Source organism: Roseovarius pacificus, from assembly GCF_900142665.1.
Lineage (GTDB): Bacteria > Pseudomonadota > Alphaproteobacteria > Rhodobacterales > Rhodobacteraceae > Roseovarius > Roseovarius pacificus.
On sequence record NZ_FRBR01000001.1, the window covers coordinates 38,995 to 59,888 of the forward strand.

Consider the following 20,894-nt stretch of genomic DNA (forward strand, 5'->3'; position numbering starts at 1 on the left):
TGGAGGCTGCGTTTAATTTCCTTTCGCGGCGATGACAAGGGGGGTTTTGCATTGTTTATGCGTCGTTTTCACCTAGGTTGGAAAAAGGCCCTGCAGAGAAAGGAGCGCGCATGACAGTCCTGACCCAATCAGCAGCAGTCGCAATGCGCCCGGTACGGCTGATACTGGCGATCCTTGCCCTTACAGTTGCGGCGTTCCCGGCCAGGGCTGTCGATCGCGACAGGTTGCAGGCGTTTCTGGAGGTAACGGGATTCGGTGTTGCGCTGGATAGTATCGCCCTGTCTGCAACCGATGCGCCGCAGATGCTTGGTATGCAGGCCAGTGATTTCGGAACCGAATGGCGCCACGCGGCGGAAGACGTGTTTGACACCGAAGGGATGCGTGAGACTGCGTTGGTTATTCTGGAACAAACCCTGAGCGACGAACTGCTGACCCATGCCGCTGCGTTCTATGCCTCGCCGCTCGGGCAGCGTCTGGTCGAGGTCGAGAACGACTCGCACATGACCGAGGATGATGCCGCCAAGGCCGAGCGGGGCGAGGCGCTGATCGGTGAGATGGTGGAACGGGGCGACCAAAGGATTGATGTGCTGCGCGGATTGACCACTGCGGTGAATGGCGATGACGTGGCTGTGCGGGCCGTTCAGGAAGTGCAGATGCGCTTTCTGATGGCGGCGTCTCATGCCGGGGTTCTGGAAAACGAACTGGACGAGGGTGCGCTGCGCGCCCTGATGCGCGCCAACGAGGCCGATCTGCGCGTTTCGTTGAGTAAATCCGCCTTGTCCGGAGCCGCTTATACGTATCGTGATATTTCCAATGACGATCTGGTCGCGTATCTTGAGGCACTGAAAGAGCCGCAGATGCAACGGGTCTATGAATTGATGAACGCCGTCCAGTATGAAATCATGGCCAGCCGGTTCGAGGTATTGGCCGTGCGCATGGCCACTCTGAACCGGGGACAGGACCTATGATCAGGCGGGCGGCCTCGCTGATGCTGAGCGCCATGCTTGGCGGTTGGCTTCTGCTGGCCGGCTCTGCCACGGCTGACGAAACGCAGGCGCAATTCGAGGCGCTGCTGAACGCCCTGCAAATCGAGGAAACCGTGCATGTCATGCACGACGAGGGTGTGGCATATGGCAAGGAGGTCGGTGCCGACATGTTGCCCGATGCCGATGCGGTTAGCTGGCAGAGGGTCGTGAACCGCATCCACGACGCGGATACGATGCGTGCGCTTGTCGAACAGGGATTTGCCGATGCGCTGGCCGGCGAAGACCTGACGCCGATGCTGGACTTTCTGCAAACTCCGCGCGGGCAGAATATCGTCGGGCTGGAAATTGCCGCGCGGCGGGCATTTCTGGACAGCGTGGTGGAAGAAGCCGCACGCGATCGCCTGGAACAGCGCCGCGACGAAAATGCGCCGGTGCTGGATCAGATCGCGCAATTGATCCACGACAGCGACCTGATCGAGCGAAATGTCACCGGAGCGCTGAACTCGAACCTGATGTTTTATAACGGGCTGGTGGACGGTGGGGCACTGGAGATGTCGCAGGACGATATCCTGTCCGATGTCTGGAGCCAGGAAGACACCGTTCGCGAAGATGCGCGCAACTGGATGAATGCCTTTCTTCTCATGGCCTACGAGCCTTTGGCGCCAGAGGATTTGCAAGCCTATGTCGAATTTTACCGTACTCCGGCCGGGCGTGTTTTGAATCGGGCGATGTTCGACGCGTTCAATCGCATGTACGAAGAGTTGTCCTATATTCTGGGCCGCGCCGTGGCCCGGCATATGCAAAGCGAAAAACTCTGACGATTAAGGGGATCGGCCCCTTGACTTCGAGCTCGATCTTTTGAATAAGCGCGCATCCCGGCAGGATATCCTGCGCGGGAGGTGTAACTATCGCCTGGAATGAAGGGCGCGCAGTTCGAGGTGGCCAGGGGGCCGGAAACACCCGCGAGGGACGCGGGCGACCACAGAACGCGGCAATGGAAAAGGAAATGCAGATGTTTGCGGTTCTCAAAACCGGTGGCAAGCAGTACAAGGTGCAGTCGGGTGACGTTCTGCGCGTTGAGAAGCTGGCAGCCGATGCCGGTGAAAAAGTTCAGTTCAACGAAGTTCTGATACTGGGCGGTGACAAGCCGGTAATCGGCGCGCCCTTCGTTGAAGGTGCGGCCGTTCAGGCCGAGGTGGTCGACCAGATCAAGGGTGACAAGGTCATCAAGTTCGTCAAGCGTCGCCGCAAGCATGGCTCCAAGCGCACAGTGGGCCACCGTCAGCAGCTGACGCTGTTGCGTGTGACCGAGATTCTGGAAAAAGGTGGCGACAAGTCGGGCGTCAAGGCCGCTGTCGGTGCCGGGTCGGTCGCTGCCGTGGCCGCCGGTGCTGTCGAAGCCAAGAAAGCCGAGCCGAAAAAGGCCGAAGCCAAGAAAGACGCGCCCAAGAAAGCCGCCAAGAAGGCCGATGCCGCTGGTGACGACCTGAAACAGCTGTCGGGCGTAGGCCCCGCGCTGGAGAAAAAACTGCACGAAGCCGGTGTCACCACCTTCGCGCAGATCGCAGCATGGACCGAAGCGGACATTGCTGATATGGATGAAAAGCTGTCCTTCAAAGGCCGGATCGAGCGTGAAGGCTGGGTCGATCAGGCCAAAGAACTGGTCAAGGGCTAAAGGAGTAACACGATATGGCACACAAGAAAGCAGGCGGTTCCTCCCGTAACGGTCGCGACTCAGCGGGTCGCCGCCTTGGCGTCAAGAAATATGGCGGCGAAGCCGTCATTCCCGGCAACATCATCGTGCGTCAGCGCGGCAACAAGTTCTGGCCCGGTGCCAATGTTGGCCAGGGCAGGGACCACACGTTGTTCGCCACCGTCGAAGGTGCTGTGAAATTCCACAAAGGCCTCAAGGGCCGCACCTTCATTTCGGTCATGCCAGCGGCAGAGGCCGCCGAGTAAGCCGACCGTACAGGGTTAGAAATCCAGGGGATCGGCGGAAACGCCGGTCCCTTTTTCGTTGTTTGGGCAATCGGGCGCATCGCCTGACGATTGACGGACCGCGCTTGAAGAGGAGACAGGCCAGTCCCAAGTGATCATTGTTCATCCGTATCGCCAGGAGGAGAAGGCGAATGTTACATGACCCCATCGTTAATCGGCCCGTGATCGAGGCAGACAGGTTCGACCTGCGCCCGTTGCGCGTCTCGGATGCCGGTTTGATCGAATTTTATACCGGTGACGAACGCGTCGCAAAGGCAACGACCTCGATCCCCCATCCCTTGCCACCGGGTACGACTGAGGCGTTCGTTGCGCGTGTTTGCGACGATGCAAACGATGAATATGTCTGGGCGATGGACGGCACGAAAGCAGGCGGTCCCGAACTGATGGGCGTGATCAGCCTTGACCGGATGGATCGCAACCAGTGTGAAATCGGGTATTGGGTGGCCCCGGCCTATTGGAACTCGGGCGTGGCGTCGAGCGCGGTAGCGGCCTTGATCGGTGCCAATCCGTTGGAATGCCGGACCTTCTTTGCCACCGTGTTTCAGGACAATGCGGCTTCGGCGCGGGTGTTGACCAACAACGGATTCCAGTATCTCGGGGACGCGGAATCGTTCAGTGTGGCGCGCAATGCAAAGGTCGCCACCTGGACCTACAGCCTCAAAATGGATTGAGCCGGGTGAGACCTTTGCTTAAGGAGACGACATGAAATTTCTCGATTTGGCAAAGGTCTATATCCGGTCCGGCAGCGGCGGTGGCGGTTGTATCAGCTTCCGCCGCGAAAAATATATCGAATACGGCGGTCCCGATGGCGGAGACGGTGGCACGGGCGGGTCGGTCTGGGCCGAGGCTGTCGACGGCCTGAACACGCTGATCGACTTTCGCTATCAGCAGCATTTCTTTGCAAAAAATGGCCAGCCCGGAATGGGCAAGCAACGCACCGGCAAGGATGGCGACCACATCGTGCTGCGCGTGCCCGTCGGGACCGAGATTCTGGACGAGGATCAGGAAACCGTCATTGCCGATATGACCGAGGTGGGCCAGCGCGTGTTGCTGGCCAAGGGCGGCAACGGGGGGTGGGGCAACCTGCATTTCAAAAGCTCGACCAATCAGGCACCGCGCCGCTCCAATCCGGGCCAGCCAGGGGTGGAGCGTACCCTGTGGCTGCGGCTGAAGCTGATTGCCGATGTGGGCCTTCTGGGTTTGCCCAATGCGGGCAAGTCGACCTTCCTGGCCGCCACGTCGAACGCCCGCCCCAAGATCGCGGATTACCCGTTCACCACGCTGCATCCCAATCTGGGGGTCGTGGGCGTGGACGAGGTCGAATTCGTCGTGGCCGACATCCCCGGCCTGATCGGCGGCGCAAGCGAGGGCAGGGGCCTTGGCGATCTGTTCCTCGGGCATGTCGAGCGCTGCGCGGTTTTGTTGCATCTGGTGGACGGCACCTCGGAAACCATCGCCGAGGATTACGGCACCATCATTCATGAACTGGAGGCCTATGGCGGCGATCTGGCCGATAAACCGCGTGTCACCGTCCTGAACAAGATCGACGCACTGGATGAAGAAGAACGTGCCGCTGCGCGGGCCGAACTGGAACAGGCTTGTGGCGATACGGTACTGGAAATGTCGGGTGTCGCACGTCAGGGCACGACCGAGGTGTTGCGTGCGCTGCGTTCCCGGATCGACGACGACCGCCTGCGCCGCACCTCTCAAGATGAAGAGCCCGAGCCGTGGCAGCCGTGACCGAGGCCAAACGGCTGGTCATCAAGATCGGTTCGGCGCTGCTGGTGGATCGCGACAGCGGCCAGTTGCGCGCGGCTTGGCTGCGCGCGCTTGTGCAGGACGTTGCGTGGTTGCGGGATCAGGGCAAGGATGTGATCCTTGTCTCGTCAGGGTCTATCGCTCTTGGTCGCGGGGCGCTTGGACTGCCGATGTCGGAACTCACGCTCGAACAATCGCAGGCGGCGGCCTCAGTCGGGCAAATCCAATTGGCCCGCGCCTATGCAGAGGCTCTGGCTGAACATGGATTGCAGGCCGCGCAGGTCCTGGTCACGCTGGAAGACAGCGCCGACCGCCGCCGCTATCTGAACTCGCGTGCAACGCTGGAGCAATTGCTGAGCCTGGGCGCGGTGCCTATCGTCAATGAAAACGACACGGTCGCAACGGATGAGATCCGCTATGGCGACAATGATCGGATGGCTGCGCAGGTGGCGGTGACCGCAGGGGCCGATCAGTTGATTCTGTTATCGGATGTCGACGGGTTCTATTCGGCCAACCCGTTACAAAACCCGGATGCGCGCCGTTTTGACGTGATCGAAACGATCACCCCCGAGATCGAAGCCATGGCTGGCGACGCGGGGTCGGGCCTGTCCAAGGGGGGAATGAAAACCAAGCTGATGGCAGCCAAGACCGCCACAGCGGCGGGCTGTGACATGGCGATCACCGAAGGTTCGGTGTCCAATCCCGTTCAGGCACTGGTCAACGGCGCGGCGGCGACGTGGTTCAAGGCACAGGGCGATCCGCAACAGAAACGCAAGGCGTGGATCGCGGCGATGAAGCCGCGCGGGCGCGTCGTGGTGGATGCCGGGGCGGCACGCGCGCTGCGCAGCGGCAGCAGCCTGTTGCCCGCCGGCGTAAAGGCCATCGAGGGGCGTTTCGGGCGCGGCGATCCGCTGGAAATCGTCGATCCCGAGGGCCATGTTCTGGGGCAGGGGCTGACGCGCTATGATGCTGCGGATGCAGATCAGATCAAGGGGCTTCGTTCGGCGCAAATCGAGCCGGTTCTGGGCTATCCACCTCGTGGGCCATTGATTCACCGTGATGATATGGTGTTCTGAACCACCTCCGAAAACAGACTGAAGCCGACTTTCAAGGATATGACCCGATGAGCGATACAGATAACATTCCCGCCCTGATGGCCGATATCGGTGCCCGTGCCAAAGCCGCAGCGGCAGAGCTGGCTGTTGCCACGTCGGAAAGCAAGGCGCAGGCGTTGCAGAGCGCCGCCGAGTCCGTCTGGGCTCGCCGTGCCGAGATCATCGAGGCGAACGAAAAGGATCTCGCCTATGGTCGCGACAAGGGACTGACCGAGGCGATGATGGATCGCCTGCTTTTGACCGAGGATCGGATCAGGGGGGTTGTTGACGGGCTGCGTGCCGTGGCCGCGCAACCCGACCCGGTGGGCGAGGTCATGGCCGAATGGGACATGGAGTCGGGCCTTCATATCCGCCGGGTGCGCACGCCTATCGGGGTGATTGGCGTGATCTATGAGAGCCGCCCCAACGTCACGGCCGATGCCGGGGCGCTGTGCCTGAAATCGGGGAACGCGGTGATCCTGCGGGGCGGATCGGAAAGCTTTCACTCCTCCGGGTCGATCCATGCCTGCCTTGTCGAAGGGTTGCGTGCCGCCGGTTTGCCCGAAGATGCGGTACAACTGGTGCCCACGCGGGACCGAGCCGCCGTGCAGGAAATGCTGACCATGGTGGACATGATTGACGTGATCGTTCCCCGTGGTGGCAAGGGGCTGGTCGGGCTGGTCCAGCGCGAGGCGCGCGTGCCCGTCTTTGCGCATCTCGAAGGGATCGTGCATATCTATATCGACCGCGAGGCCGACCCTGAAAAGGCGCTGAAGGTGGTGATGAACGCCAAGACCCGCCGCACCGGAATTTGTGGCGCGGTCGAATGCCTGCTGATTCATCATGACGTTGTGGATACGATCGGACAGGGGCTTCTGCGGGCATTGATCGACGCCGGTGTCGAGGTGCGGGCCGACGAAACCCTGCAAGTCATCCCCGGAACACACGCCGCGGGCGATGACGATTGGGGCAAGGAGTTTCTCGACAGTATTGTCGCCGCCCGGATGGTGGCGGATGAGGACGAGGCGATCGCGCATATCCGGCGTCATAGCTCGCATCATACCGATTGTATCATCACCGAAGACGATCAGGCTGCATCGAAGTTCTTCAGGCAGTTGGACAGCGCGATCCTGATGCGCAATGCGTCGACCCAGTTCGCCGATGGTGGCGAATTCGGCATGGGCGCGGAAATCGGTATCGCCACGGGCAAGCTGCACGCGCGCGGCCCGGTGGGGGCGACGCAGCTGACGAGCTTCAAGTATCTGGTCGAGTCCGACGGCGCGATCCGCAGCTAAAAGGTAATTTCAGCGGTTTTGCCGGTGATCTGCACCTCACAGCGGCGACCCATCCGCCCGAGCAGTCGCGGCAGCAGCAGAAACTCGACGGCAGAGGGCGGCACGTCTTGCGCATCGGTCGTGGGATCGCCTTGCAACAAGGCCCAAAGGGCCGGGTCGGCGCCGAGCCTGTCGCTTTCGGCACGGATTTGAAACAGGCCCTCATGTATGCTCACACGTAGCTGCCCGCCAAAGGGCAACGCGTGTTCGGCGCAAAGCACCGCCAGAATCAGGGCCTTGGCCTGCACCCTGTCGAAATCCTGATCGGGGAAGGTCGCTATCCTGATCCGCCCGTTTTCGTAAAGTTTCGACAGAAGGCCTGTGATCTCATCACGGGCTACGCCTTGCCCGTCAGATGCCTGCCCGAAAGCCAGACGAAACAAGCGAATCCTGGCGTTGGTGGTGGCGGCGCTGTCGCGCAGAAGTTGCATTTCCGGTCCATCGGTCGTCCCCGCCATGCCCAGGAGTTCGATCCCGTTGCTGACAGCCCCTGCGGGGCTGATCAGGTCGTGGCAGATGCGTGACCCTACCAGTGCCGCTATCATGTCGCTATGATGGGTCATGTTTAACTCCCTAAGACAGGACAGGCGATGTCAGACCTGAACGCGTTGCTGGAACCCGGTATGCTGGTGCGCCACCCCGATCAGCCGGATTGGGGAACCGGGCAGGTTCAGTCCAATATTGGCAACAGGATTACCGTGAACTTTCAAGAGGTTGGAAAGGTCGTGATTGATGGTTCACGTATTGGACTTGTTCCCGTGATTGATCCATAATTTTGGTTATCAAACGGTTAACGAGCCTTGGGGGTGATCGCCACTTTTTCAGACCGTTGCCTTTGCGGCGCAGCTTTCCTACAACCCCGGCACAACGCGCAAGGACATTCAGACGCCCATGAGCCCGGACAACCCCCCGCAATTCCGCGTCAAACTGGCGGCCGCCGCTGATGAACTGCAAGCAGCGCAGCGTTTGCGCTATGACGTGTTCATCAAGGAACTGGGCGGCAGCGGGCCGATGGTCGATCACGACGCGCGGCTGGAGCAGGATCGTTTCGATCCGTTTTTCGATCATCTGCTGTTGCTCGACGATGCCGCCGATGGCGCGGTGGTGGGTGTGTACCGCCTGCTGCGCGACGATCAGGCGGCCCATGCCGGGCAGTTCTATTCCGAGGACGAGTATGATCTTTCCGCTCTAAGGCATTGTAATAGAAAGGTTATGGAGCTTGGCCGCTCATGCCTTCATCCCGATTATCGTGGCGGGGCCGGTCTTTATCACCTGTGGAGCGCATTGGCCGCATATATCGCGGAACATGAGGTGGAAATCCTGTTCGGAGTCGCCAGTTTTCATGGCACCAACCCGCAGGATCTGGCGCAACCGTTGTCGCTGCTCCATCATCGGCATCTGGCGCCCGAGGCGTTGCGGGTGCGCGCGCAGGCGGCGCATTATCAGACGATGAACCTGATTCCAGAGGAAAAACTGGATCGGCGGGCGGCGATGTTGCAGGTGCCGCCGTTGATCAAGGCCTACCTGCGGCTTGGCGGATTCGTCGGGGACGGGGCCTTTGTCGATCGGGCATTCAATACCACGGATGTTTGCCTTGTCGTGGATACAAGCGATATGAGCGAAAAGCAAAAATCAATTTATTCCAAAGGTGTTACAGGGTGAACTTCATCTGGAATTCGGGGGATGTTCCACCCGATGACCCGATCCCGCCCTTGGGGTGGGTATATGTGGTGTTGAGGGGCGGGATACTGAGTTTCGTATTGACCTCGGGTGTGGTGGCCACGGTGCTGCTGCGCGGGCCTGAGCGGGTGTTGTATGGGTTGCATCGGCCGTGGACGCCGTTCATCACGCAATGGGTTTGCCGTATCGCGTTCATGGTCCTGGGAATGCGGTTTGAAAGCCGTGGAACGCCCATGAAAACCGCTGGAGCAGTGGTGTCTAACCATGCGTCATGGCTGGATATTTTTGCTCTCAACGCGCGCAAGAGAATCTATTTCGTTTCCAAATCCGAGGTGGCCGGGTGGCCGGGGATCGGGACGTTGGCGAGGATTACGGGGACCGTGTTCATCAACCGCGATCCGCGGGAGGCGAAGCGGCAGAAGGACATGTTCGAATCCCGGTTGCTGGCGGGGCATAAACTGCTGTTTTTTCCCGAGGGAACATCGACCGACAATATGCGGGTTTTACCTTTTAAATCAGCACTTTTTCAGGCGTTCTTCACGCCCGATCTGAGGCATGAAATGTATATACAACCGGTCAGTCTGATCTATACCGCGCCGGAGGGGGCGGATGCGCGGTTTTACGGGTGGTGGGGCGATATGGAGTTTGGGCCGCATTTGTTGCGGGTGCTGGCCTCGGCCCGACAGGGTGGGGTCAAAGTCGTTTACCATCCCCCTGAAAAGGTTGACGAATTCGCCAGCCGCAAGGATCTGGCGGCGCATGTGGAGCGGGTTGTGCGGCAAGGTATGCCGCCGGAGCGGCGGATGAGCTGAGTTTCGTACGTTTTGTACGAAGTGTACGCGGGTTTTGTACGAAATCAGACCCGCCAGCCGGAACCTGTGTCCATCAGGGACGCAACTCAGCCCATCGCGGCGATCAGATCGCCCAGAGCGGCGGCGGGATCGTCGGCTTTCCAGATCTCGTCCCCGATGCCGAAAAAGTCGGTGACCGGGGTCAGGGTCCGGATCAGAGCGGTATCGAGCGCGCCTTCGGCGACGACGGGCAGTTCGATCATCTGCGACCACCATTCGAACAATTCGGGATCGGCCACGGACCCGTCGCCAAGGCCGGTCGCGCCTACGGGGCCGAAACTGACATAGTCCGCCCCGGCCTCACCGGCGTTCATGCCTTCGTGGCGTGAGGTGCCGCAGAACGATCCGACGATGGCCTCGGCGCCCAGTTCCTTGCGCGCGGCGCGGACCGAGCGCGCGCCGTCGGTCAGGTGAACCCCGTCGAGCCCCAGCCGTTCGACCATCATCAGATGGCTGTCGATCACCAGCGCGATGTCGCGGGCGTGGGTCACCTCGCGGCAGGCATCGGCGGCGCGCGACAGGCGGTCTTCGTCGCGCGTGGCCAGCGCGAGGCGCACGCAGGCGACCTCGTGCGCGTCCAGCACGCGGGCCAGCCGGTCCGGGAAGGTGGAGAGCTCGATCTCGGGCGGGGTGATGAGGTAGATTTGCGGCTGCTCGGGCTCGGCCATTGTCGGGCGCTCCTGCGTTATCGGGTCCAGCCCCTATAGCGTGGAAGGACCGGGCGCGCCAAGTGGGGTTTGTTGGTGACGGGGCAGGGATGACCGCCAGAGGACTGGAAGCGCGTTTCCTGGTGGTGCGGAACCTCTGGATGACGAGCCGCGCATTGCCAGACCGCGGGGTGGCGAAAAAACGGTCATTCAATGCAGTTTATGCCCGCTAAATTCGAAATAGCCCTGAATGGCGCACTGTCCTTACCAAATCGCCAGCCCGGGGGGGGGCGGTCTGGCGATGCGCGGCGCCTTCGGCGCTGTTTCGCGCAGGAGAAAGTCCGCGGCACCGCGTATTTTCGTGCTTCCGATCCCGCACGGGGCTGCGCCAGCCTCAGAACCAGCTTTGCACGCCGCGCGCCGCGCCGGAGATGTCGCGCCCGACGCCATCGACGGTGGCGCAGGCCGACAGGGCCGCGATCAGGGCCAGAGCGATCAGGTTGCGCATGGGGTTTACCTCTTTGTGGGTCTTACTGCTCTTGATCTTTTTCGTACCACCAGACCTCGGGGAGGAAGCCGACGCCGTCCCCGTAGATCGGCAGATGATCCTTTAAATAGCGCAATTCGCGGATATGGGCAATTCTGCCCACGGCGTATTGATGAATGGGGATCACGTAGCGCCCGGCGGTCAGCACGCGATCCAGTGCGCGGGTGGCGGCGACAAAGTCTTCGCGGTTGCGCGCGGTCAGCATGGCGTCGATCATCGCATCGGCGGCGGGCGAGCGCATGCCCATCAGGTTGCGGCTGCCGGGCTGGTCGGCGGCCTCGGAGCCCCAGTAGAAACGTTGTTCGTTGCCGGGGCTGAGCGAGAGCGAGCGGCGCATGAAGGTCAGGTCGAAATCGAACATGCGCTCGCGTTCGGCATATTGCGCCTTGTCGATGGATTGCACGTCGAGCGCGATACCGAGGCGTTCCAGCGCACGGGCGTAGATATCCATGATCGCCGTGGCCTGCTGAATCAGTGCGTCCTGCTGCAACAGGACGGTCAGTTCGAGCGGCTGTTCGTCGGCGTTTTTCAGCACGCCGTCCTGTACCGTCCACCCGGCCTGTTCCAGAAGCGCCATCGCCTTGCGCAGGTTGCTCCGGTTGCGGGCCGAGCCATCGCCGATGGGCAGGGCGTAGCCTTCGAGCGTGCCGGGGGGCAGGGTCCCGGCAAAGGGTTCCAGCAGGTCACGCACGGCCCCCGTGGCCGGGCCGGGCTGCATCGCAAGGTCGGAATTCGAGAAATACGAGGTGATGCGCGGCTGCCGCCCGCCGGTGAGCGTGTCGTTGATATATTCGAAGTTGAAGGCGTGGATCAGCGCCGCGCGCACCCGCCAGTCATCCAGCGGCGGGCGGCGGGTGTTCATCACGAAACCGGTCATGCCCGAGGGGGTGGAATGGGGAATCTCCGATTTGACGATCTCACCCGAGCGGACGGCGGGAAAATCGTACTGGGTTTCCCAGCGGTCGGCGTTGAATTCGCGAATCCATGACAGGGCCCTGGCCTTGAACGCCTCTTTCAGCACGGTGTTATCGCCGTAGAATTCGATGCGGATTTCGTCGAAATTGTTTGTGCCGCGCCGCAGGGGCAGATCGTTGCCCCAGTAATCGGGATTGCGGCGCAGGGTGACGTGGCGGCCCACCTCGTAATCGGCCACCACATAGGGGGCCGATCCGATGGGAATGTCGCCAAGGGCGGCATTGGCGAAATCGCGCCCGTCCCATTGGGATTTCTTCAGGATCGGGCGCAGCCCGGCGATCAGCGCCAGTTCGCGGTCTTCGGTGTCGAAGGTCAGCCGGACGCTGCGCGGGCCGGTCTGTTCTATGCTTGCGACCTGATCCTGGAGGGTGCGGTAGCGGGGGTGCCCCTGGGTGCCGAGCGTTTCGTAGGACCAGATCACATCGGCGACGGTGACGGGGCTGCCGTCGGAGAATCGGGCCTGCGGGCGGAGGGTGAATTCGACCCATTCGCGATTCGGCCCGGTCTCGACCGATTCGGCCAGAAGGCCGTAGAGCGTGAACGGTTCGTCCCAGGAACGGCCCATCAGGGATTCGTGCGTGAGGTAGCTCAACTGCCAGGGCGGGGTGCCTTTCAGCGCGAAGGGATTGAGCGAATCGAAGCTGCCCACATTGCCGGTGACCACGCGCCCGCCCCTGGGCGCGTCGGGGTTGGCATAGGGCAGGGACACAAAATCAGGTGGCAGGGCGGGGTCGCCATACATAGCTATGCCATGCGCGGGGTCGGACCATGCCGCTTGACAGGTGAAAAGCCCGGCCGCGAGCAATGCGGCGGCCTTTAATGGCAGGAAAAAAACCGGTCTCATTCTGGCAACAATCTCCGCTGTGCCTTGTGTGCTTGAACCGGGACCGTAGTGACGGATTCATGGGTTTTCAAACTTTTAGCTTGGATGAGAGCGCCGGATTGCTTATAAAGGGGTTACTGCTCGATAGGTTTCTTGCCTGTATGAAACCTGCCTCAATAACTTAACGCCGGCTTCGTGCCGGCGTTTTTTTTTCGTCCGGTTCCGGGCCGCGCATCAGGGCACAGTCGACTGTTCGTGTTTTCCGGTGGCATTCGCGAATGCGGCATTTATGCTGCGTATGCATATGTCATGGAGGGCACCAAGATGAGCGCAGCAGGCAAGACAGCCGTCATTACCGGATCGAACTCGGGGATCGGGCTGGGCATCGCCGAGGAGATGGCGAAGGCCGGGGTCAACGTGGTTCTGAACTCGTTCACCGATTCGCAGGACGATCACGCGCTGGCGGAGCGAATCGGAAAAGAGCATGGGGTGAGCGCGCGCTACATTAAGGCGGACATGTCGAAGCCCGAGGAATGCCGCGCGCTGATCGAACAGGCGGGGGCCTGCGATATCCTGATCAACAATGCGGGCATCCAGCATGTCGCGCCGATTGCCGAGTTTCCGACCGAGAAATGGGACGCGATCATCGCGATCAACCTGAATTCGGCGTTTCACACCACCGCTGCGGCGCTGCCGATGATGCGCAAGGCCGGCTGGGGCCGGGTGGTGAACATCGCCAGCGCCCACGGGCTGACCGCCAGCCCGTTCAAATCCGCCTATGTGGCGGCCAAGCACGGGATCGTCGGGCTGACCAAGGTCACGGCGCTGGAAACCGCGCAGGAGCCGATCACCGCCAACGCGATCTGCCCCGGTTACGTGCTGACGCCGCTGGTCGAGGCGCAGATTCCCGACACGATGAAGGAATACGACATGTCCCGCGAGGACGTGATCAAAAACGTGATGTTGCAGCGCCAGCCCTCGAAGGAGTTCGCCACGGTCGAACAACTGGGCGGCACGGCGTTGTTCCTGTGTTCGGATGCGGCGGCGCAGGTGACGGGGACGACGATCAGCGTCGACGGCGGCTGGACGGCGTTGTGACCGGGGCGAGGGGCTCATCCTCTCGTGCTCCCCGGGCTATTTCGGGCAAGAAGAAACGGGGTGTGGTGTGAGTAAAAAGAAGCGGATCAACCTGGCGCTTCAGGGCGGGGGCGCGCATGGCGCGTTCACCTGGGGTGTGCTGGACCGTTTGCTGGAGGATGACGGGATAGAGGTGGCGGCGATCTCGGGCACTTCGGCGGGAGCGCTGAACGGGGCGGCGTTCAAGTCGGGGGTGCTGGAAGACGGGCGCGCGGGCGCGAAGGCCAATCTGGACTGGCTGTGGAGCCAGATGGGGGCGGTGCAGGACATGCGCATGCCCGCCTGGATGGCGGGGCCTGCGCCGGGGCTGATGAGCGCGGCGCTGGAGGCGTCCATGCCCTATGCCGCCGTGGACACCATGAGCCGGGTCATGTCGCCCTATGCCTATGGGCCGTTTTACCGCAATCCGCTGGAACGGATCGTGCAGCAGTTTCATTACGAAACGGTCTGTGCCGACGAGGGGCCGCGATTTTTCGTCAGCGCGACGAATGTGCATTCGGGCAAGATCCGGGTGTTCACCGGAGACGGGATTTCGACCGACAGCATTCTGGCCTCGGCCTGTTTGCCGACGCTGTTCCAGGCGGTCGAGATCGACGGGGCGCATTACTGGGACGGGGGCTATACCGGCAATCCGGCGCTGTTTCCGCTGTTCGGGTCCGATCTGCCCGAGGATATCGTGATCGTGAACATCAACCCTCTGGAGCGCGAGGAGGTGCCGCGCAGCCCGCAGGAGATTCAGAACCGGATCAACGAGATCAGTTTCAATTCGTCGCTGTTGCGGGAATTGCGCGCCATTCATTTCGTGCAGCGCCTTCTGGATCAGGGGGCAATGAGCGACGGCGCGATGAAGCGGGTGCATGTGCACATGATTTCGGATGACGCGCTGATGGGAGAACTGTCCGTGGCCAGCAAGCTGGTGCCGACGCCCTGGATGCTGCACAAGCTGCGCGATGCGGGCCGAGAGGCGGCGGAGATGTTCCTGAGCCAGCACCGGGACGCGCTGAACAGGCGCGGCACGGTGGATCTGGCGGCGATGTTCTCGTGAGGGTCAGCCGCGCGGCCTGATCCGTCCCGGTTCGTCGGCTTCGAGATAGGCCTCTTCCTCGGGGGTGAGGTCGATCTTGTCGAAGCCGGTGATCATCGGTTTGACATGTTCGCGGAAGGAGTGTCCGACCGTCAGCAGGTAGACATGGGCGATCACGAAGGCGGCGATGGCGTAGGCGGCGACGAGGTGAATGCCCGTGACCCAGCCTGCCAAAGCGGTGGCGTTTTCGGCGCCTTCCCAGAAATTCCAGCCAAGCGCCAGAAGGCCGGTGATCCAGATTGCCGGAAACAGGATGATCTTGAGCGCAAGGTAGGTGATCGACTGAAGCGGGTTGTGCTTGCGCCAGTAGGCCTTGCGATAGGGGTGGGGATCGCCCTTGAAGATGTCGAACAGGTAGAATTTCGCCACCCGGACCAGCCCGTTGCGGGTGGGCACGTAATGTTTCCATGTGCCGGTGGTCAGGTGCCAGAAGATGGCAAAGACCCACAGCACGATCAGCGCCAGCGCGGCCACCGTATGCAGCATCACCGCCGGGCCGAAGGGTATCAGCGTGTGCAGCCCGTTCAGCCCCAGCCCGGTGAACAGCAGCGCCACGATCAGCAGCATCTGCGTCCAGTGCCAGAAGCGTTCGAACCGGGGGTAGACCTTGACGTAACGCTCAGTCATGGGAGGCTCCGTTTTTCGAAGGGCGCAGCAGGCGGATGGCGGCGTGGATCAGAACCCCGCCCATTGAGGCCAGCAGCATGGCGAGGCCCAGGATGCCCGCCGTGTCATAGGGGGCGGTGCCGGGCATGTTCACGCCGGTGATCCCGGCCATGCGGCCGTCTTTGGCGTGGCAGCTTTCGCAGTCCACGGCGTCCTTGGCGGGGGCGACCATATGGGTGATGGGCCAGTACATATGGGTATCGACGAAGCCGAACTCGCCCGAATATTCCTCTCCGGCGGCTTTCATGCCCGCGTCGATCGCCTTGGCCCAGTCGAAATTGGTCCATAGCGCGGTGTCGGTATCGGGGCCCCAGACCTGGGTATAGACCAGTTCGTTGTTGACGCTGTCATAGGGCTGACGGCCTTCCATGCGTTTGAAGGGCCAGATGCGGCTGTCGGGCGCGTTGGGCGTGCCGTGGATCGGGTTGATCTCGACCGTTCGGGTCGGGTCGATCTTGAGGTCGCCGGTGGTGTATTCGACCACGCCGTTGAACCATGCGTAATAGGGCACCACGTTTTCGCCCCATTCGAAATCGCCCTTGGTGGACAGGTAGGTGTGGCGGTGATCGCCGTCGGCTTCCAGATAGTCCGAGATCGAAATCGCCCGGCCCTGTTCGTCGAGCCTGCCGGCGGTGGACCAGTCCCAGACGGTTTTGGTGGCCACGCCGCCACGGGCGAATTCGGGAATGTGGCAGCTTTGGCAGGCCAGCGTGTCGGTATGGTCGTTGAGCTTCATGCCCTTCAGCCCCGCCGGGTGGGGCGTGTTGCCGTGGCAGCTTTCGCAGGTGGCGGCACCGCGCGGCTCGCCGGGTTTGCCGGTGCCGTGCGGATCGGTGGCCTGCATCATGTAGCGCGACCCGGCCCAGTTGTGCCGATCGCTGACATGGCAGGTGGCGCAGGTGAAATCCCCGCCTTCGGGGGACATATGGATATCGGTGGCGAGCGAGGGCTCGTAAAGCGCCGAGGACAGATCGCCGTGTTTCACGTTATCGCCGCCGCCGCCGTAGAAGTGACAGTTGCCGCAATTGTCGCGCCCCGGCATGCCGACGCTGCGCGCGGCCTTGCCCAGATCGACGGGCCAGGACGCGGCCCCGGTGATCGTCTGGCTGCCGGCGGGCACCGGATCGAGCGGCGGGTGGCCCGCGCCGGTGGCGGTTTTGGTGTACTGGCCCGAGGTGTCGTGACAGACGAGGCAATCGGGCGTGGCCTGCGCCTGAGCCGAGCTTTGATTCATGTCCTCCCAGCCATAGCCGGCATGGCAGGAGGTGCAGCGCGGTTCGTTTCCGGCGACCGAGCCGCAGAACGCGTTGATCACGTTGCGCTTGCCCAGCATCTGGCCGGTTTCGGGGTGTTCGAACTCCCATTTGAAGTGGATGGAGTGCATGATCTGATCGTCGGCCTCGGTATGACACGACAGGCAGGCACGGGTGACTTCGGGGCCCGAGGTGAACTCTTTTTGCAGAATTTCGAACTTGGAATGATCCGTGGTACTGCCGGAGCCGGGCAGGGCGGGGGCCGAGCCCTGTTGGGCGAGGGCGGAGCCCGCGACGGCAAGGACCGACAGCAGGAGTGGTGGCAAGAGGCGAATCATGGGCGCACCCTAAGTGTTGACAGAATCTGCATTCCGGAATTGGAATATGATTTTGTCGCCCGGGGCATTGATCTGGCGCAAGGTGAAACATGCGCATCTGATGTATTCGCGCGCGATCAGCCGGATTTATCTGCCTTGGATTTGTCTGCCTTGGGGCGGGGATCGTTCGGGTCGACCTGGCCGGGATAGACCAGCCCGGCCGAGATCACGAGCTTGGCCGCGTCCTCGATGCTCATGTCCAGTTCGATCACGTCTTCGCGCGGAAAGAACAGCAGGAAGCCGCTGGTCGGGTTCGGGGTGGTGGGCACGAAGACGCTGAGCAGGTCCGAGCCGGTTTCCGCCTTTTCGTTCACCTCGCCCCTGGCGGCGGTGGAGATGAAGCCCACGGCCCAGATATCCTTGCGCGGGTATTGCACGAGGCAGGCCTTTTCGAAGCTGCGCTCGGACTGGGCGAAGACGGTTTCGGCGATCTGTTTGACGCCCGAATAGATCGAACGGACCACCGGCATGCGGTTGACCAGCGATTCCGCGAAGCGGATCAGGGATTTGCCGATCAGCCCCTTGGCGACCCAGCCGACGATCACGGTGAAGATCAGGAAGATGATCAGCCCGACGCCGCGCAGGTTGATGCCGATGTAATGCTCGGGGCGCAGATTGATCGGAACCAGTGGCAGGACCACGCTGTCCACCCAGCCCATCAGCGACCAGACCAGCCAGATCGTCAGGGCGACAGGGGCGATCACGACGATCCCCGTCAGGAAGCTGGCGCGCAGCCCGGCGAACCTGCCGGGCTTGCGGGTCGGGTCTGGAAGGTCGTCGAAAGGCGTGGTCATCCGGGTATAACTGCTTTGCTGAGCAATATCCGCTATCTAAGGGGTTTGCGGGGCGCTCACAATGGGTTTGCGCCGCACATCGCGACCGGACGGCGCGGGCCGCCCGATCGGTGGGCGGTTTTCGGCGGAGGGTCCGGAGTTTCCGCCTTGCGGGTTTCGGGCGGGCGGTTGCCATGGCCGGGGGCCCGGCGCGGAGGGCGGGATCGATAGCAGGGCGTGACGATGCGCCACTTGATCGGGGTGGGGTGATTGGGCGATGATCCCGCATAGGTTGTGTTGCCGGTGATTGCCGGTTGTTGTTTTAACGAGTGAAAGGTTCTTCTCATGAAATCCCTGATCCTCCTTTGCGCGGCGCTTGCCCTGACGGCTTGCGGACCAAGCGGCAAGAACCACCCGGTCTACAAGGAACTCAAGGCCAATCCGCCCACGTCGATCCCCGCGCGGCACCTGCCGAAGCTGCGCAGGGGCGTTGTCTCGTGCGATGTCTATAACGAAGGGCGGGCCGATCAGTACATGACCTGCTGGTGGCCGTCGTACTCCATCCCACCCGTTGCATATCTTTCGTTTTATGGCGGCGGACTGCTCCCTGCCCATCCGTCCCACATCATGTCACGCGGTGGTGAACCCGTAACCGACTATATGCCGTTCAACTGAGGGAGAGCGAAACCATGACCGTTACAAACCCGATCCTTCTTGGAGCCTATGCCACGATTGCCGTGGCGGGGGTGTCGCCGCAGGGCGTGCGGCCATGCTGAGGAGAACAGGGGTCGTTGTCGTGGTCCTTGCCCTGACGGCTTGCGGCCCCAGACCTGAGAACGACCCGATCTATCAGGCGCTCTTGGCCGATCCGCCCACGTCGATCCCCGCACGGCATATGCCAAAGCTGCGCAGGGGGAGTGTCGCCTGCGATGTTTATAACGAAGGCCGCCGCGATCGGTACATGACGTGCTGGTGGCCGGGGGGCAGGCCAACTCAGGTCGTGTCACTTACCTACTATCCACCCAATTCAATTCGCCCACCTGAACCATCGCAAATCTCCGTGCCGGGTGGACACGGTGTTACGTACTTTCGGCTGTGAAAGGAAATCGCATGACTGTTACAAGTGCCGCGAAACTCAATGCTTATGCAACCATTGCGAAGCAGACGTATTATGACTTTGCGCCGTACGATATCGAACCGACGCCAACTGTCGCCGGTTTGAATGGCAGCCTTTATACGGAAATCACTCAGATCGTGAATGGCCCGCTCGGCTTTCAGGCGCGGGCGTTCTTCAACGAGACCACGAATGAACTGGTCATCGCCTTTACCGGGACCGAAGGGGCGGACGATCTCGATGTCAAGGCGTGGCGATGCGCCACTTGATCGGGGTGGGGTGATCGGGGAAACTATCGTATAGGTTGTGTTTCCGGTGATTGCCGGTTGTTGTTTTAACGAGTGAAGGTTCTTCTCATGAAATCCCTGATCCTCCTTTGTGCGGCGCTTGCCCTGACGGCTTGCGGCCCCAGACCTGAGAACGACCCGATCTATCAGGCGCTCTTGGCCGATCCGCCCACGTTGATCCCCGCACGGCATATGCCAAAGCTGCGCGGCGGGCATGTCGCCTGCGATGTCTATAACGAAGGCCGCAGCGATCAGTACATGACGTGCTGGTGGCCGCAGGATGGGTTGAAACCTGTGCAATCGGCATACCTGACGTATTATCGACCAAGCGTGATCAGACCACCGACCCCTTCAATGATTTCTGTTCCCGGCGGAGCACCCGTAGTTGGGCGCGTACCAGTAAAATAGAGGTGAATAATGACCACTACAAATCCCGAAACCCTAAGTGCGCTGGCCACTATTGCGCAACTCACCTACTCAAGATTTTCAACGACAGGCCCCGTCGCGGGTGCGAATGGCAGCCTCTACACGGAAATCACTCAGATCGTGAATGGCCCGCTCGGCTTTCAGGCGCGGGCGTTTTTCAACGAGACCACGAATGAACTGGTCATCGCCTTTACCGGGACCGAAGGGGCGGACGATCTCGACGTCAAGGCGTGGCGATGTGCCGCTTGACGTGAGGCGGTTGCCCGGGCGATGATCCCGCATAGGTTGTGTTGCCGGTGATTGCCGGTTGTTGTTTTAACGAGTGAAGGTTCCTCTCATGAAATCCCTGATCCTCCTTTGCGCGGCGCTTGCCCTGACGGCTTGCGGACCTGGCCGCAAGAACCATCCGGTCTACAAGGAACTCAAGGCCAATCCTCCAACGTCGATCCCCGCGCGGCACCTGCCGAAACTGCGCAGGGGCGTTGTCTCGTGCGATGTCTATAACGAAGGGCGCGCGGATCAGTACATGACGTGCTGGTGGCCAGCACGTCTTTCAGTCCAGCCTCTCGCATATCTTTCGTTTTATGGCGGCGGGCTGCGCCCTCCCCATCCGTCCAACATCATGTCACGCGGTGGTGAACCCGTAACCGACTATATGCCGTTCAACTGAGGGAGAGCGAAACCATGACCGTTACAAACCCGATCCTTCTTGGAGCCTATGCCACGATTGCCGATTACGCCTATGACGAAACGGCTACAATTGCCGATGTGTCCGCCGGGTCCTTCGGGACCTACACCGAACTCGTCGCAGCGGATAAGGGGCTGGACCTCAAGGTTCCGTGGATGGACGATCCGACAGGCTTTCAGGCGCGGGCGTTCTTCAACGAGACCACGAATGAACTGGTCATCGCCTTCACCGGGACCGAAGGGGCGGACGATCTCGATGCATCGGAATTCCTGCCCGACTTCCTCGCCGATTTCTCGCTGGCCGTGGCGGGGGTGTCGCCGCAGGGCGTGCGGCCATGCTGAGGAGAACAGGGGTCGTTGTCGTGGTCCTTGCCCTGACGGCTTGCGGCCCCAGACC

27 protein-coding genes are annotated in these 20,894 nt (G+C 61.6%); 19 read left to right on the top strand and 8 right to left on the bottom strand.

Annotation, left to right across the window (positions count from 1 at the left end; genetic code table 11):
* Positions 1–110 precede the first annotated feature (110 nt).
* The 8 genes from BUB53_RS00165 (at position 111) to BUB53_RS00200 (ending at position 7,131) form a co-directional block, all read left to right on the top strand.
* Positions 111–968, top strand: a complete 858-nt coding sequence (locus tag BUB53_RS00165) for a DUF2059 domain-containing protein (protein WP_229709467.1) — start codon at positions 111–113, stop codon at positions 966–968.
* Positions 965–1,804 carry a DUF2059 domain-containing protein gene (locus BUB53_RS00170; RefSeq protein ID WP_073031369.1) on the top strand — a complete coding sequence of 280 codons (840 nt, stop codon included), beginning with the start codon at positions 965–967 and terminating at the stop codon, positions 1,802–1,804. The genes BUB53_RS00165 and BUB53_RS00170 overlap by 4 nt, the downstream gene beginning before the upstream one ends.
* 194 nt (positions 1,805–1,998) lie before the next feature.
* Positions 1,999–2,661, top strand: a complete 663-nt coding sequence (locus BUB53_RS00175; RefSeq protein ID WP_073033639.1) for a 50S ribosomal protein L21 — start codon at positions 1,999–2,001, stop codon at positions 2,659–2,661.
* 14 nt (positions 2,662–2,675) lie between these two features.
* Complete coding sequence (gene rpmA, locus BUB53_RS00180; RefSeq protein WP_073031371.1) at positions 2,676–2,945, top strand: 50S ribosomal protein L27; 270 nt, start codon at positions 2,676–2,678, stop codon at positions 2,943–2,945.
* 170 nt (positions 2,946–3,115) lie between these two features.
* Positions 3,116–3,655, top strand: coding sequence for a GNAT family N-acetyltransferase (locus BUB53_RS00185; protein ID WP_073031372.1), 540 nt, complete (start codon positions 3,116–3,118; stop codon positions 3,653–3,655).
* A gap of 31 nt (positions 3,656–3,686) precedes the next feature.
* Positions 3,687–4,724, top strand: coding sequence for a GTPase ObgE (obgE, locus tag BUB53_RS00190; RefSeq protein ID WP_073031374.1), 1,038 nt, complete (start codon positions 3,687–3,689; stop codon positions 4,722–4,724).
* Positions 4,712–5,818, top strand: a complete 1,107-nt coding sequence (gene proB, locus BUB53_RS00195) for a glutamate 5-kinase (RefSeq protein ID WP_073031376.1) — start codon at positions 4,712–4,714, stop codon at positions 5,816–5,818. Before obgE ends, proB begins: the two co-directional genes overlap by 13 nt.
* A 47-nt stretch (positions 5,819–5,865) precedes the next feature.
* On the top strand, positions 5,866–7,131 hold the full coding sequence (locus BUB53_RS00200) for a glutamate-5-semialdehyde dehydrogenase (RefSeq protein ID WP_073031378.1): 1,266 nt from the start codon (positions 5,866–5,868) through the stop codon (positions 7,129–7,131).
* Here the strand turns inward: BUB53_RS00200 and BUB53_RS00205 are convergent.
* Entirely contained in the window at positions 7,128–7,733 is a 606-nt protein-coding gene (locus tag BUB53_RS00205; protein WP_073031380.1) for a histidine phosphotransferase family protein, read from the bottom strand. The genes BUB53_RS00200 and BUB53_RS00205 overlap by 4 nt on opposite strands.
* 27 nt (positions 7,734–7,760) lie before the next feature.
* On the opposite strand from BUB53_RS00205, the gene BUB53_RS00210 reads away from it, so the two are divergent.
* Entirely contained in the window at positions 7,761–7,943 is a 183-nt protein-coding gene (locus BUB53_RS00210; protein ID WP_073031381.1) for a DUF3553 domain-containing protein, read from the top strand.
* A 118-nt stretch (positions 7,944–8,061) separates the two neighbouring features.
* On the top strand, positions 8,062–8,832 hold the full coding sequence (locus tag BUB53_RS00215; RefSeq protein WP_073031383.1) for an L-ornithine N(alpha)-acyltransferase: 771 nt from the start codon (positions 8,062–8,064) through the stop codon (positions 8,830–8,832).
* Here BUB53_RS00215 and BUB53_RS23345 read toward each other — a convergent pair.
* On the bottom strand, positions 8,822–8,953 hold the full coding sequence (locus tag BUB53_RS23345) for a hypothetical protein (protein ID WP_268794032.1): 132 nt from the start codon (positions 8,951–8,953) through the stop codon (positions 8,822–8,824). The two genes, BUB53_RS00215 and BUB53_RS23345, sit on opposite strands and share 11 nt — an antisense overlap.
* On the opposite strand from BUB53_RS23345, the gene BUB53_RS00220 reads away from it, so the two are divergent.
* The gene (locus tag BUB53_RS00220) at positions 8,898–9,662 is read left to right on the top strand and encodes a lyso-ornithine lipid O-acyltransferase (protein ID WP_407690090.1); all 765 of its coding nucleotides are present in this window, start codon (positions 8,898–8,900) and stop codon (positions 9,660–9,662) included. The two genes, BUB53_RS23345 and BUB53_RS00220, sit on opposite strands and share 56 nt — an antisense overlap.
* Before the next feature lie 86 nt (positions 9,663–9,748).
* Here BUB53_RS00220 and BUB53_RS00225 read toward each other — a convergent pair whose 3' ends face one another.
* The 3 genes from BUB53_RS00225 to BUB53_RS00235 form a co-directional block, all read right to left on the bottom strand.
* Positions 9,749–10,369 (bottom strand): thiamine phosphate synthase, encoded by a 621-nt coding sequence (locus tag BUB53_RS00225; RefSeq protein WP_073031385.1) that lies wholly within the window; start codon positions 10,367–10,369, stop codon positions 9,749–9,751.
* A 373-nt stretch (positions 10,370–10,742) separates the two neighbouring features.
* Entirely contained in the window at positions 10,743–10,856 is a 114-nt protein-coding gene (locus BUB53_RS00230) for an entericidin EcnA/B family protein (RefSeq protein ID WP_159437749.1), read from the bottom strand.
* Positions 10,857–10,878: 22 nt separating this feature from the next.
* Positions 10,879–12,714, bottom strand: coding sequence for an extracellular solute-binding protein (locus BUB53_RS00235; RefSeq protein WP_084728755.1), 1,836 nt, complete (start codon positions 12,712–12,714; stop codon positions 10,879–10,881).
* A gap of 303 nt (positions 12,715–13,017) precedes the next feature.
* Between BUB53_RS00235 and BUB53_RS00240 the strand changes: the two genes are divergently transcribed.
* Both BUB53_RS00240 and BUB53_RS00245 read left to right on the top strand, forming a co-directional pair.
* Positions 13,018–13,791 (top strand): 3-hydroxybutyrate dehydrogenase, encoded by a 774-nt coding sequence (locus tag BUB53_RS00240; protein WP_073033643.1) that lies wholly within the window; start codon positions 13,018–13,020, stop codon positions 13,789–13,791.
* Positions 13,792–13,858: 67 nt separating this feature from the next.
* Positions 13,859–14,875: a patatin-like phospholipase family protein gene (locus BUB53_RS00245; protein ID WP_073031386.1), complete on the top strand. Its 1,017-nt coding sequence runs from the start codon at positions 13,859–13,861 to the stop codon at positions 14,873–14,875.
* Between the two features lie 3 nt (positions 14,876–14,878).
* On the opposite strand, the gene BUB53_RS00250 is transcribed toward BUB53_RS00245, so the two are convergent.
* From BUB53_RS00250 to BUB53_RS00260, 3 genes are all read right to left on the bottom strand, one after another.
* Positions 14,879–15,541, bottom strand: coding sequence for a cytochrome b/b6 domain-containing protein (locus tag BUB53_RS00250; RefSeq protein WP_073031388.1), 663 nt, complete (start codon positions 15,539–15,541; stop codon positions 14,879–14,881).
* Complete coding sequence (locus tag BUB53_RS00255; RefSeq protein ID WP_073031390.1) at positions 15,534–17,171, bottom strand: tetrathionate reductase family octaheme c-type cytochrome; 1,638 nt, start codon at positions 17,169–17,171, stop codon at positions 15,534–15,536. The genes BUB53_RS00250 and BUB53_RS00255 overlap by 8 nt, the downstream gene beginning before the upstream one ends.
* Positions 17,172–17,287: 116 nt before the next feature.
* Positions 17,288–18,004 (bottom strand): DUF502 domain-containing protein, encoded by a 717-nt coding sequence (locus BUB53_RS00260; RefSeq protein ID WP_073031393.1) that lies wholly within the window; start codon positions 18,002–18,004, stop codon positions 17,288–17,290.
* Positions 18,005–18,328: 324 nt separating this feature from the next.
* Between BUB53_RS00260 and BUB53_RS00265 the strand changes: the two genes are divergently transcribed.
* The 6 genes from BUB53_RS00265 to BUB53_RS00280 all read left to right on the top strand — a co-directional run bounded on the left by BUB53_RS00265 (position 18,329) and on the right by BUB53_RS00280 (position 20,839).
* On the top strand, positions 18,329–18,658 hold the full coding sequence (locus BUB53_RS00265; protein ID WP_073031395.1) for a hypothetical protein: 330 nt from the start codon (positions 18,329–18,331) through the stop codon (positions 18,656–18,658).
* A 435-nt stretch (positions 18,659–19,093) separates the two neighbouring features.
* Positions 19,094–19,366, top strand: coding sequence for a hypothetical protein (locus BUB53_RS00270; RefSeq protein WP_073031397.1), 273 nt, complete (start codon positions 19,094–19,096; stop codon positions 19,364–19,366).
* A gap of 87 nt (positions 19,367–19,453) precedes the next feature.
* Positions 19,454–19,792 (top strand): hypothetical protein, encoded by a 339-nt coding sequence (locus BUB53_RS22345; protein WP_143163096.1) that lies wholly within the window; start codon positions 19,454–19,456, stop codon positions 19,790–19,792.
* Between the two features lie 9 nt (positions 19,793–19,801).
* Positions 19,802–20,059, top strand: coding sequence for a hypothetical protein (locus tag BUB53_RS22350; RefSeq protein ID WP_143163097.1), 258 nt, complete (start codon positions 19,802–19,804; stop codon positions 20,057–20,059).
* An 88-nt stretch (positions 20,060–20,147) separates the two neighbouring features.
* A complete protein-coding gene (locus BUB53_RS00275) occupies positions 20,148–20,480 on the top strand; it encodes a hypothetical protein (RefSeq protein ID WP_073031398.1) in 333 nt (110 codons plus the stop codon).
* A gap of 14 nt (positions 20,481–20,494) precedes the next feature.
* Positions 20,495–20,839 carry a hypothetical protein gene (locus BUB53_RS00280; RefSeq protein WP_073031400.1) on the top strand — a complete coding sequence of 115 codons (345 nt, stop codon included), beginning with the start codon at positions 20,495–20,497 and terminating at the stop codon, positions 20,837–20,839.
* The last annotated feature ends 55 nt before the right edge of the window (positions 20,840–20,894 follow it).

Coding starts and splice junctions, on each gene's coding strand:
- BUB53_RS00165 (WP_229709467.1), top strand. CDS start 111: ATGACAGTCCTGACCCAATCAGCAGCAGTCGCAATGCGCCCGGTACGG.
- BUB53_RS00170 (WP_073031369.1), top strand. CDS start 965: ATGATCAGGCGGGCGGCCTCGCTGATGCTGAGCGCCATGCTTGGCGGT.
- BUB53_RS00175 (WP_073033639.1), top strand. CDS start 1,999: ATGTTTGCGGTTCTCAAAACCGGTGGCAAGCAGTACAAGGTGCAGTCG.
- rpmA (WP_073031371.1), top strand. CDS start 2,676: ATGGCACACAAGAAAGCAGGCGGTTCCTCCCGTAACGGTCGCGACTCA.
- BUB53_RS00185 (WP_073031372.1), top strand. CDS start 3,116: ATGTTACATGACCCCATCGTTAATCGGCCCGTGATCGAGGCAGACAGG.
- obgE (WP_073031374.1), top strand. CDS start 3,687: ATGAAATTTCTCGATTTGGCAAAGGTCTATATCCGGTCCGGCAGCGGC.
- BUB53_RS00200 (WP_073031378.1), top strand. CDS start 5,866: ATGAGCGATACAGATAACATTCCCGCCCTGATGGCCGATATCGGTGCC.
- BUB53_RS00205 (WP_073031380.1), bottom strand. CDS start 7,733: ATGACCCATCATAGCGACATGATAGCGGCACTGGTAGGGTCACGCATC.
- BUB53_RS00210 (WP_073031381.1), top strand. CDS start 7,761: ATGTCAGACCTGAACGCGTTGCTGGAACCCGGTATGCTGGTGCGCCAC.
- BUB53_RS00215 (WP_073031383.1), top strand. CDS start 8,062: ATGAGCCCGGACAACCCCCCGCAATTCCGCGTCAAACTGGCGGCCGCC.
- BUB53_RS00225 (WP_073031385.1), bottom strand. CDS start 10,369: ATGGCCGAGCCCGAGCAGCCGCAAATCTACCTCATCACCCCGCCCGAG.
- BUB53_RS00230 (WP_159437749.1), bottom strand. CDS start 10,856: ATGCGCAACCTGATCGCTCTGGCCCTGATCGCGGCCCTGTCGGCCTGC.
- BUB53_RS00235 (WP_084728755.1), bottom strand. CDS start 12,714: ATGAGACCGGTTTTTTTCCTGCCATTAAAGGCCGCCGCATTGCTCGCG.
- BUB53_RS00240 (WP_073033643.1), top strand. CDS start 13,018: ATGAGCGCAGCAGGCAAGACAGCCGTCATTACCGGATCGAACTCGGGG.
- BUB53_RS00250 (WP_073031388.1), bottom strand. CDS start 15,541: ATGACTGAGCGTTACGTCAAGGTCTACCCCCGGTTCGAACGCTTCTGG.
- BUB53_RS00255 (WP_073031390.1), bottom strand. CDS start 17,171: ATGATTCGCCTCTTGCCACCACTCCTGCTGTCGGTCCTTGCCGTCGCG.
- BUB53_RS00260 (WP_073031393.1), bottom strand. CDS start 18,004: ATGACCACGCCTTTCGACGACCTTCCAGACCCGACCCGCAAGCCCGGC.
- BUB53_RS00265 (WP_073031395.1), top strand. CDS start 18,329: ATGAAATCCCTGATCCTCCTTTGCGCGGCGCTTGCCCTGACGGCTTGC.
- BUB53_RS00270 (WP_073031397.1), top strand. CDS start 19,094: ATGACTGTTACAAGTGCCGCGAAACTCAATGCTTATGCAACCATTGCG.
- BUB53_RS22345 (WP_143163096.1), top strand. CDS start 19,454: ATGAAATCCCTGATCCTCCTTTGTGCGGCGCTTGCCCTGACGGCTTGC.
- BUB53_RS22350 (WP_143163097.1), top strand. CDS start 19,802: ATGACCACTACAAATCCCGAAACCCTAAGTGCGCTGGCCACTATTGCG.
- BUB53_RS00275 (WP_073031398.1), top strand. CDS start 20,148: ATGAAATCCCTGATCCTCCTTTGCGCGGCGCTTGCCCTGACGGCTTGC.
- BUB53_RS00280 (WP_073031400.1), top strand. CDS start 20,495: ATGACCGTTACAAACCCGATCCTTCTTGGAGCCTATGCCACGATTGCC.